The organism is Streptomyces sp. SAS_270, assembly GCF_052543295.1.
Map to the genome: position 1 here is coordinate 68,274 of NZ_JBMNDS010000002.1, position 10,245 is coordinate 78,518.

A 10,245-nucleotide genomic window follows, 5' to 3' on the forward strand; every position below is an offset into this window, starting at 1 on the left:
GTGTGTTTCACGTGAAACCAATTGATCCGCGTCTGCTCCGGTACGCCCGCGCCACACGCTTCTTCCTCATGGCGGTCGTGGGGCTGGGGGTTGCCGGAGCGGCGCTGGTCATTGCCCAGGCGATGCTCATCGCCGAGGTGGTGGTGGGCGCCTTCCAGCACGGGATGTCGGTCACCGAACTGCGTACACCGCTGGCCCTGCTGGCAGCGGTCGCCATGGGCCGCGCGGCCGCCGCGTGGCTCACCGAGCTCGCCGCGCACCGGGCGAGCGCGGCGGTGAAGTCGGAGCTGCGCGGGCGGCTCCTGGAGCGTGCCGCGCGGCTCGGCCCGGGATGGCTGAGCGGACAGCGCACGGGCTCGCTGGTCGCCCTCGCCACACGGGGAGTCGACGCACTCGACGACTACTTCTCGCGCTATCTCCCGCAGTTGGGGCTCGCGATCGTGGTCCCGGTGGCCGTGCTCGCGCGGATCGTCACCGAGGACTGGGTGTCCGCGGCGATCATCGTCGGCACCCTGCCGCTGATCCCCCTCTTCATGATCCTGATCGGTTGGGCCACGCGCTCGCAGATGGACCGTCAGTGGCGGCTGCTGTCACGGTTGTCGGGACATTTCCTGGACGTGGTCGCGGGACTGCCCACGCTCAAGGTGTTCGGCCGGGCCAAGGCGCAGGCCGAGTCGATCAAGCGGATCACCGGCGAGTACCGCCAGGCGACCATGCGGACGCTGCGGATCGCCTTCCTGTCGTCCTTCGCACTGGAACTGCTCGCCACGATCTCGGTCGCCCTGGTCGCGGTGACCATCGGAATGCGGCTCGTCCACGGCGAGACGGACCTCTATGTGGGCCTCGTCATCCTCGTCCTGGCGCCCGAGGCGTATCTGCCGCTGCGGCAGGTGGGAGCGCAGTATCACGCTGCCGCGGAGGGACTCGCGGCAGCGGAGGAGATCTTCGCCGTCCTGGAGACATCACTCCCGGAGCCCGGCACCGCGGTCGTGGGGGACGGGGAGATCTCCTTCGCCGGAGTCTCGGTCCGCTACCCGGGGCGAGCGACGGACGCCGTCTCGCAAGCCTCCTTCTCGGTCGCGCCCGGGGAGACGGTCGCCCTCGTCGGCCCGAGCGGCGCCGGCAAGACCACGCTGCTGAACGTCCTGCTGGGCTTTGTGGAGCCGACCGCCGGACACCTGCGCGTCGGGGGAGTCGATCTCGCCGCGGCCGATCCGGAGCAGTGGCGCTCACGCGTCGCGTGGGTTCCGCAGCGGCCCCATCTGTACGCCGGATCCATTGCCGAGAACGTCCGGCTCGCACGGCCCGACGCCGACGACGCCGCGGTGCGCAGTGCCCTCTCCGACGCCGGAGCCCTGACATTCGTGGACGCGCTGCCCGACGGGACCGAAACGGTCCTCGGTGAGGACGGTGCGGGACTCTCCGCAGGCCAGCGGCAACGGCTCGCGCTCGCCCGGGCGTTCCTCGCGGACCGGCCGGTCCTGCTGCTCGACGAACCGACGGCCGCGCTCGACGGTGTGACGGAAGCGGAGGTCGTCGACGCGGTGCGCAGGCTCGCCGTGGGGCGGACGGTCCTGCTCGTCGTGCACCGGCCCGCGCTGCTGGCGGTTGCGGACCGGGTGGTGCGACTGGAGGCCACGGAGGGGGGCCACGGCGCCTCCGCGCCCGTCCGGTCGCCGCTTCACCAGGACGACTTCGGCGCCTTTGAGGCCGCGAACCCGGAGGAGACCGAGGGCGCTGCCGACGCGGACACCGCCGTACGGCATGGCGTGCTCGGACGGGTGCGTGCCATGGCCGGAGCCCGACGCGGCCGGCTCGCGTTGGCCCTCCTGCTCGGCGCTCTCGCGCTGGGCAGCGCCGTCGGGCTGATGGCCACCTCCGGGTGGCTCATCTCACGGGCCTCCCAGCAGCCCCCGGTGCTGTATCTGATGGTGGCCGTGACGGCGACGCGGACGTTCGGCATCGGGCGGGCCGTCTTCCGCTACACCGAGCGCCTCGTGTCGCACGACGCGGTGCTGCGGATGCTGGCCGACACCAGGGTCGCGGTCTATCGGCGCCTCGAACGGCTCGCGCCCGCCGGGCTGCGCACGACCCGGCGCGGCGATCTCCTGTCGCGGCTCGTCGCCGACGTGGACACGCTGCAGGACTACTGGCTGCGGTGGCTGCTGCCCGCCGGGGCGGCGGCGGTCGTGTCCGCGGCGTCCGTCGCCTTCACCGTCTGGCTGCTGCCCGCGGCCGGGGCCGTCCTCGCCGCCGGGCTGCTGGCCGCCGGGGTCGGCGTCCCGCTCGTGACCGGCGCCGTGGCACGCCGCGCGGAACACCGGCTGGCTCCCGCGCGAGGCGTCCTGGCGACCCGGGTGGCCGACCTCCTCACGGGAACGGCCGAGTTGACGGTCGCCGGCGCGCTGCCCGCCCGTACCGCACAGGCACGGCAGGCCGACACCGTGCTCACCCGCATCGCCTCCCGAGCCGCCACCGCCACTGCCCTCGGCGACGGGCTCACCGCGCTCGTGTCGGGGCTGACCGTGACGGCCACGGCCCTCGTGGGCGCCCAGGCGGTCGCCGCCGGGCGGCTGAGCGGTGTGGCGATGGCCGTGGTCGTCCTCACCCCGCTGGCCGCGTTCGAGGCCGTCCTGGGGATGCCGCTCGCCGTCCAGCACCGGCAGCGGGTGCGCAAGAGCGCGGAGCGCGTGTACGAGGTGCTGGACGCGCCCGACCCCGTACGCGAACCGGAGCGGCCCCGGCCGACGCCCGCGTCCCCCTTCCCGCTTGTCCTCAAGGGCATCGACGCCCGCTACGGAGGACAGGACCGGGACGCGCTCGCCGGAGTCGACCTCACGCTCGGACAGGGCCGCAGGATCGCCGTCGTTGGCCCCTCCGGGTCCGGCAAGACGACGCTCGCGCAGGTGCTGCTGCGGTTCCTGGACGCGGGCGCCGGGACCTACACCCTGGGGGGCACGGACGCCCGCGAGATGGACACCGACGCCGTACGCCGCATGGTCGGGCTCTGTGCCCAGGACGCGCACCTCTTCGACAGCTCGGTGCGCGAGAACCTGCTGCTGGCCCGCAGGGACGCGAGCGAGGCCGAGCTGCGCAACGCGCTCGCACGGGCCCGGCTCCTCGACTGGGCGGACGGACTGCCCGACGGGCTGGACACGATGATCGGCGAGCACGGGGCCCGGCTGTCCGGCGGGCAGCGGCAGCGGCTGGCGCTCGCCCGCGCCCTGCTCGCCGACTTCCCCGTCCTCGTCCTGGACGAGCCCGCGGAACACCTCGACCTGCCGACGGCGGACGCGCTCACGGCGGATCTGCTGGCTGCGACCGAGGGCCGTACGACGCTGCTGATCACGCACCGGCTGGCCGGGCTGGACGCGGTCGACGAGGTCGTCGTGCTGGCGGAGGGGCGCGTGGTGCAGCGGGGTCCGTTCGCGGAACTGGCCGTCGTGGACGGGCCGTTGCGCGCGATGGTCGAGCAGGAGGCGGCTGGAGAGCTGCTGGTGGGAGCGGCTCGACCATAGAATTCCGACTTTCCCTTATATAAAGGACTAACTACTCTCAAGGCATGTCAGCAGCCTCCGCCTCGCCCGCCCCCGAAGGCAGCCCGGACGCGGCGGCCCCGGCAACCCGCAACGGTCACGGCCTGTCCGGAGGGCTGAGCGCGCGCGTGCCGCAGCTGCTGGAGGCGATGCGGTCGGTCGGCACCGGGCTGGAGCTGCATTCCACGCTGGAGAGGATCTGCGAGACGGCGGCCGAGCTGGCGGACGCGCGGTACGCGGCCATCGGGGTCGTCGGCGAGGACGGGGAAGGACTCACGGACTTCGTCTTCCACGGGGCCGACGAGGAGACCGCCCGGCTGATCGGACGGCTGCCCGACGGACGGACGGGTCTCCTCGGGGCACTGATCCACGACCCGGAACCGGTGAAGCTCACGGATCTGACCGAGGATCCGCGCTCGTGCGGATTCCCTGAGCACCACCCGACGATGCGCCGCTTCCTGGGGGTGCCCATCCGTGTCCAGGGCGAGATCTTCGGCAATCTCTACGTCACCGAGAAGCACGGCGGCGCACCGTTCGACGACTACGACCTCGACATGGTCCGGGTGCTCGCCACGGAGGCCGGCATCGCCATCGGCAACGCCCGGCTGTACGAGGCCGCTCAGCAGCGCGAACGCTGGATCGACGGCTCGGTGGCCGTCACCACGGCACTCCTCTCGGGCGGCGACGCGGACGACGCCCTCCAGGTCGTCGCCGAACAGGCCCGAAGGCTCTCCGGCTCGGCGGCCGGGATCGTGCTGCTGCCCGCCGCGGAAGGCGGCCTGGAGATCGTCGCCGTCGCCGCGGAGCACCCCTCCAAGGTGCTCGGCGTGGTCATTCCGCCCGAGAGCGAGCTGGTGGCCGAACTCCTCGACGGTGAGGCCGTGTTCGTCGAGGACGCGGCCACCGACCCACGCATGCCCACCGATCTCGCCCGCGCCTTCGGGCCCACCATGATGCTGCCGCTGCAGAGCGGCGGCCGGGTGCTCGGGAGCCTCGTCACCCCGCGGGCCCGCGGCGGCTGCCCGTTCACCGAGACCGAGCGCACGCTCGCCGCGCGGTTCGCCGCGCAGGCCGCGCTCGCGCTGATGATGGCCGAGGCGCAGCGCGACCGGGAGCGGCTCGCGGTGTACGAGGACCGCGACCGAATCGCCCGTGACCTGCACGACCTCGTCATCCAGCGGTTGTTCGCCACCGGGATGATGCTGGAGAGCGCCCAGCGGCGGTCGGTGGTGCCCGACGTGCAGAAGGGCGTGGGCAAGGCCGTCGACGAACTGGACGTGACGATCCAGGAGATCCGCACCGCCGTCTTCGCGTTGCAGGAGGGGCCCGCCGAGGTGCCGTCGGGCCTGAGCACCCGCGTCCTGCGCGAGATCAAGCTGGCCGCCGTACCCCTCGGCTTCAGGCCTTCGCACCGCTTCGTCGGCCCCGTCGACACCGCGGTCGGCGAGCTGACCGGCAAGAACCTCATCGCGGCCCTGCGCGAGACCCTCTCCAACGCCTTCCGGCACGCCGGCGCCTCCCGCATCGACGTCGTCGTCGACGCGAGCGCGCTCCTGCCGGACGGACGGTCGGGCGTAAGGCTCACCGTCACGGACGACGGCGTCGGCATCCCCGACGGCGGCAGGCGCAGCGGCCTGAGCAACCTCAAGCGGCGCGCCGAGTCCCTGGGCGGCGACAGCTGGTTCGGACCGGGGGCCGGTGAGGACGAGGGCCGGAGCGGCACGGTGGTGGTGTGGCAGGCGCCGCACTGACCACCTCACCGTGCCGACCGCCCCACTGACCGCTTCACCGTGCCCGCCCGCCTGGTACGCCCCATGGCAGGCCGCCTTCGCTCCCCCGCTCAACACGCCCGGACCACACCCCTGTTCGGCCGAGTCCGCTGGGCCGAACAGGGGCGTCGTGTCCCCCAGGCGTACGACTTGAACAGGACCGCGGCCCCGGACGCAGGACACGATCGCTGACATGCGCTCACTTCGCCGCCATCCCCTGCTCGTGCCGGCGCTGCTGTGCGCGCTCGTGGTGGCCGTGACCCGGCCCGCGGACGCCGAGGGCGAGTCGGGCGACGACTCCGGCCTCAGCGCCCAGGTGGCGCGGCTGTACGAGGACGCCTCCCTCGCGGCGCAGCAGTACGAGGCGGGCCGGAAGGAAGCCGACGCACAGCGGGCCAGGGCGCAACGCCTCGAACAGCTTCTGGCGCGCGAACGGCAGGACATCGCGGTGCTGCACGAGGACCTCGGCCGGATCGCGCGCACCCAGTACCGGCAGGGCGGCGACCTGCCGTACACGGCGCAGCTGCTGCTCGCGGACAGCCCCGAGGAGCTGATGCGCGGTCAGCGCGCCGTGTGGCAGGCGGATCTGGCGGTGAACAACGCGGTCGCCAAGAGCCGCCGGGCCGAGGCCAGACTCGCCACCGACGAGGCGAAGGCCGCGTCGCAGTGGCAGGCGCTGGAGAAGCGCAGCGGCGAACTGGCCGAGATCAAGCGGACCGTCGCAGCCAAGCTCGACGAGGCGCGGTCGGCGCTCCAGGGCCGGGCGGACGCCTCCGTGGCGGCGGGCTCGTGCCGTGGCTCCGTACGTCTGGACCAGCCCGATGCGGGCTCCACGCGCGCGTGGGTCGCGCCGGTGGAGACGTACGAACTCTCCGCGGGCTTCGGCAGCGGGGGCGAGCGCTGGGCGCACCGGCACACCGGGCAGGACTTCGCGGTACCCATCGGCACGCCGGTGCGGGCGGTCGGCGCGGGCCGTGTGGTGAAGGTTTCCTGCGGCGGTGCCTTCGGCATCGAGATCGTGATCCGGCACGAGGGCGGCTACTACACGCAGTACGCGCATCTCGCCGCCGTCACCGTCGACCAGGGGGAGCGGGTGGGGCCCGGGCAGTGGATCGGACAGTCGGGAACGACCGGCAACTCGACCGGGCCGCACCTGCACTTCGAGGTACGGCTCACGCCGGAACTGGGCTCGGGCGTCGACCCCGTGCCGTGGCTGGCCGAGCACGGGGTCCCGCTGTAGGCGACCGCGGTCCGGCCGCGGTCCGGGCGGCTACAGCCGCTCGGCGATGAGCCGCTCGATCACGACCGCCACTCCGTCGTCGTTGTTGGCGACGGTGCGTCCGGAGGCCGCCGCGATCACGGCGGGGTGCGCGTTGCCCATCGCGTACGACGCGCCCGCCCAGGTGAGCATCTCGACGTCGTTCGGCATGTCCCCGAAGGCCACGACCTCCTCGGGGGCGATGCCGCGCTCGGCGCAGCACAGCGCGAGCGTGCTGGCCTTGGAGACACCGGGGCCGCTGATCTCCAGGAGGGCGCTGGGGCTCGACCGGGTGATGGAGGCGAGGTCGCCGACGGCGTCGCGGGCGAGCGCGAGGAAGTCGTCCGGGGCGAGCTCCGCGTGATAGGCGAGCAGCTTGAGCACCGGCTGGTCGGCGTCGAGGGAGTCCTCGGCGAGGAGCTTCTCGGCGGGTGCGAACTGCTCCGGGGGCTCCATGTGCAGCGACGGGTACGTCGGCTCCAGGTGGAGGCCGTAGGTGCGCTCGACGGCGAAGGCGGTGCCGGGCGCGGCGGCACGCAGCGTCTGGGCCACGTCGAGCGCGATGGCGGGTGCCAGTTCCCGGACCTTCACGAAGCGGTGGCCGCCGGGGCCGCCGTGCAGGTCCACCACGGCGGCGCCGTTGCCGCAGATCGCCAGGCCGTGGCCGTGGACATGGTCGGCGACCACGTCCATCCAGCGGGCCGGGCGGCCGGTGACGAAGAAGACCTCGATGCCGGCCTGCTCGGCGGCCGCGAGTGCGGCGACCGTGCGCGGGGAGACGGACTTGTCGTCGCGCAGCAAGGTGCCGTCGAGGTCCGTGGCGATCAGCCGGGGAGGAACGGTGGAGGCCGGGATCTCGGGCCGTCGAGTCGCTGAGGTCACCCCGCCATTCTCCCGCATATGCGCGCACGGGCGTGCGGCGGTCCGCACAGGTGAGTGGTTACCGTCCTCACCTGCGCGGTCGCACACCGCGTTTCCCGGTCGGTCGACCGGGTTTCTCCGCCCGGCCGACCGGGCTCTCGGCTCAGCCCGCGGGGCCCTGCGCCGAGTCGGCGGCGCGCTCAGCCGAGTTGGGCGGTGGCTTCCATGGCGATGCGCTCGAAGACCTTCTCGTCCGCGGCGAAGTCCGAGTCGGGGATGGGCCAGTGGATCACGATGTCGGTGAAGCCGAGCTCCGCGTGGCGGCCCGCGAAGTCGACAAACGCATCGAGGGACTCCAGCGGACGGCCGCGGTCCGGGGTGAAGCCGGTGAGGAGGATCTTGTCGAGTTCCTTCGTGTCGCGGCCGATCGCGGCGCACGCGTCGGCCAGCTTCTCGGCCTGTCCACGAATGGCTTGAATCGACTGTTCAGGAGTCCCCGTTTCGTACAGCCGGGGGTCGCCGGTGGTCACCCACGCCTGTCCGTACTGCGCGGCGAGTTTCAGTCCGCGCGGTCCGGTGGCGGCCACCGCGAAGGGCAGCCGGGGGCGCTGGACGCAGCCGGGGATGTTGCGGGCCTCGTGCGCCGAGTAGAAGTCGCCGCCGTAGGAGACGGAGTCCTCTGTGAGCAGGCGGTCGAGCAGCGGGACGAACTCGGCGAGGCGGTCGGCGCGCTCGCGCGGCGTCCAGGGCTCCTGGCCGAGCGCGGTGGTGTCGAAGCCGGTGCCGCCCGCGCCGACGCCCAGGGTGATCCGGCCGCCGGAGATGTCGTCGAGGGAGATCAGGTCCTTGGCGAGGGTCACGGGATGCCGGAAGTTCGGCGAGGTCACGAGGGTGCCGAGGCGCAGGTGGTCGGTGACGGCGGCCGCGGCGGTCAGGGTCGGTACGGCGCCGAACCACGGCCCGTCCCGGAAGGTCCGCCACGACAGGTGGTCGTAGGTGAACGCGGTGTGGAAGCCGAGCTGCTCGGCACGCTGCCAGGTGGAACGACCGCCCTCGTGCCAGCGGACGTACGGCAGGATCACGGTGCTCAGACGCAGACTCATGCCACTGAGCCTAAGCGGCGGCGGGGGGTGCTGCCGCGCCGTGCCCCGGTGCGGGGCCACGCCCGCGCCGCGCAGCGGTGTCGCGGCGGCCGGTCAGCGCGGATCGGGAAAGCGCAGGTAGCGCGGGGGTACGGCCTCGGTGAGCCAGACCCCGTTCGCGCTGACGTGGAAGACGTGGCCGTCACGGTGCATGGCGCCGGTGTCGACGGACAGGACGACGGGGCGGCCGCGGCGGGCGCCGACGCGGGTGGCGGTCTCGCGGTCCGGGGAGAGGTGCACGGCATGCCGGTTCATGGGGAGCAAACCCTCGGCGCGGATCGCGTCGAGGCTGCGGGGCACCGTGCCGTGGTAGAGGTACGCGGGCGGGGTGGCCGGGGGCAGGCCGAGGTCGATGTCGACGGAGTGGCCCTGGCTGGCGCGGATCCGGGCGCCTTCGACGGCGAAACGCTGCTTGTCGTTCGCGGTGACCACGTGGTCGAGCTCGGCGCGCGTGAAGTGGAACCCGTGCGCGGCGGCCGCGGCGATCAGTGTGTCGATCTCGACCCAGCCGCCCTCGTCGAGCGCGAGCCCGATGCGCTCGGGCTGATGTCGCAGATGCTTCGAGAGGTACTTCGACACCTTTACGGTGCGTCTTTCATCCATCTCCTCAGAGTGCCTGGAGAGACGCTGCTCACGCATTTGATTTTGGAGCGAAGGTTTGATCCACAGCCAAGTGTGGTTATCCACAGGGGAATTGGCGATTCTGTGGACAACTGATCTGCAGATTAGGGCAGTTCGTCAAGTTTGTTCGTTTTGGCATGATTTGAAGCGAGGTGGTCCAAGGTCCTGGCCTGCACCTCCCGTTCGGCGGCCGCGGCGACGAACGCGGCGACACCCTCCGCGCCAACCAGGCTCTGCACAGCCCGCATTGTGGTGGCCGGGATCTCCAGTGTTCGCGTGTCCTCTCCATCCGGCTGGGCCGACTCAGCACCGAGGTGGCGGCGCAGGTGCCGGGTGGCGAACAACTGCATGGCCCGGGCGAGTTCGGCGTCCACCGTCTGCTGCGCCAGCGGGCGCAGACGTCGTACGAGGGAGGCCGCCTCGGCCGCTTCCGCGTCGGTCGGCGGGTGCTCGCCCAGATAGCGCGCGAACACGTGCTCGGTCGTGAACTCCAGGAAACGCGAGGCGATGTGCTCGACCTGACCCCTCAACTCCCGCAGATGGCCAGCGATCGCGGACAGCGGGACCCCGGCTTCGTGCAACTCGACGGCCACGGACAGCTCTTGGGGGCTGGGCACCACGTACGCGTCGGTCCGGTCCGCGACGCGCTCCAGCACGCCGAGCTCCACGGCGTCGGCCACGGCCGCGTCGTCCGGCCTGCCGCCGAACAACTCGTCCAGCTCGGCGCGCGAGATGCGGACGGCCTTCTCGTCGGTCCACGGCCCGTGGATCTCCGCGACCAGGCCGAGGATCCCGCCGAGGCCCCGGCCCGCGTCCCAGGCTTCCAGGAGTTCCTTGATGGAGGCCAGCGTGTAGCCGCGGTCGAGGAGGTCGGCGATCTGTCGCAGCCGGGCCAGATGCGCGTCCGCGTACACGTTGGCGCGGCCGCGCCGCTCGGGGCGGGGGAGCAACCCGCGGTCCTGGTAGGCGCGGATCGTGCGGACCGTGGCGCCGCTGCGGTGCGCCAGATCCTCGATCCGGTACGCGCCGCCGGCCGACTCGTCGTTCATCCGCTGCCC

The 10,245-nt window shown here is 72.6% G+C and carries 7 protein-coding genes; 3 read left to right on the forward strand and 4 right to left on the reverse strand.

Going from position 1 to position 10,245, the window contains the following annotated elements:
* The first annotated feature begins 11 nt into the window (after positions 1 to 11).
* The 3 genes from cydD to ACN6LB_RS01750 all read left to right on the forward strand — a co-directional run bounded on the left by cydD (position 12) and on the right by ACN6LB_RS01750 (position 6,545).
* Positions 12 to 3,518, forward strand: coding sequence for a thiol reductant ABC exporter subunit CydD (cydD, locus tag ACN6LB_RS01740; protein WP_445024232.1), 3,507 nt, complete (start codon positions 12 to 14; stop codon positions 3,516 to 3,518).
* A gap of 44 nt (positions 3,519 to 3,562) precedes the next feature.
* Entirely contained in the window at positions 3,563 to 5,287 is a 1,725-nt protein-coding gene (locus ACN6LB_RS01745) for a sensor histidine kinase (RefSeq protein WP_445024233.1), read from the forward strand.
* A gap of 211 nt (positions 5,288 to 5,498) precedes the next feature.
* Positions 5,499 to 6,545, forward strand: a complete 1,047-nt coding sequence (locus ACN6LB_RS01750) for a peptidoglycan DD-metalloendopeptidase family protein (RefSeq protein ID WP_445024234.1) — start codon at positions 5,499 to 5,501, stop codon at positions 6,543 to 6,545.
* 30 nt (positions 6,546 to 6,575) lie between these two features.
* On the opposite strand, the gene ACN6LB_RS01755 is transcribed toward ACN6LB_RS01750, so the two are convergent.
* From ACN6LB_RS01755 to ACN6LB_RS01770, 4 genes are all read right to left on the reverse strand, one after another.
* Positions 6,576 to 7,463 (reverse strand): Cof-type HAD-IIB family hydrolase, encoded by an 888-nt coding sequence (locus tag ACN6LB_RS01755; RefSeq protein WP_356132106.1) that lies wholly within the window; start codon positions 7,461 to 7,463, stop codon positions 6,576 to 6,578.
* A gap of 161 nt (positions 7,464 to 7,624) precedes the next feature.
* Positions 7,625 to 8,527: an LLM class flavin-dependent oxidoreductase gene (locus ACN6LB_RS01760; protein WP_445024235.1), complete on the reverse strand. Its 903-nt coding sequence runs from the start codon at positions 8,525 to 8,527 to the stop codon at positions 7,625 to 7,627.
* Positions 8,528 to 8,620: 93 nt separating this feature from the next.
* Complete coding sequence (locus tag ACN6LB_RS01765; protein WP_445024236.1) at positions 8,621 to 9,169, reverse strand: RNA 2'-phosphotransferase; 549 nt, start codon at positions 9,167 to 9,169, stop codon at positions 8,621 to 8,623.
* A 122-nt stretch (positions 9,170 to 9,291) separates the two neighbouring features.
* On the reverse strand, positions 9,292 to 10,236 hold the full coding sequence (locus ACN6LB_RS01770; RefSeq protein WP_445024237.1) for a MerR family transcriptional regulator: 945 nt from the start codon (positions 10,234 to 10,236) through the stop codon (positions 9,292 to 9,294).
* Positions 10,237 to 10,245: the final 9 nt, after the last annotated feature.

What these genes read in the sequence shown, in the direction of transcription:
- ACN6LB_RS01745 (WP_445024233.1), top strand. Translation starts at nt 3,563, where the DNA reads ATGTCAGCAGCCTCCGCCTCGCCCGCCCCCGAAGGCAGCCCGGACGCG.
- ACN6LB_RS01750 (WP_445024234.1), top strand. Translation starts at nt 5,499, where the DNA reads ATGCGCTCACTTCGCCGCCATCCCCTGCTCGTGCCGGCGCTGCTGTGC.
- ACN6LB_RS01755 (WP_356132106.1), bottom strand. Translation starts at nt 7,463, where the DNA reads ATGCGGGAGAATGGCGGGGTGACCTCAGCGACTCGACGGCCCGAGATC.
- ACN6LB_RS01760 (WP_445024235.1), bottom strand. Translation starts at nt 8,527, where the DNA reads ATGAGTCTGCGTCTGAGCACCGTGATCCTGCCGTACGTCCGCTGGCAC.
- ACN6LB_RS01765 (WP_445024236.1), bottom strand. Translation starts at nt 9,169, where the DNA reads ATGGATGAAAGACGCACCGTAAAGGTGTCGAAGTACCTCTCGAAGCAT.
- ACN6LB_RS01770 (WP_445024237.1), bottom strand. Translation starts at nt 10,236, where the DNA reads ATGAACGACGAGTCGGCCGGCGGCGCGTACCGGATCGAGGATCTGGCG.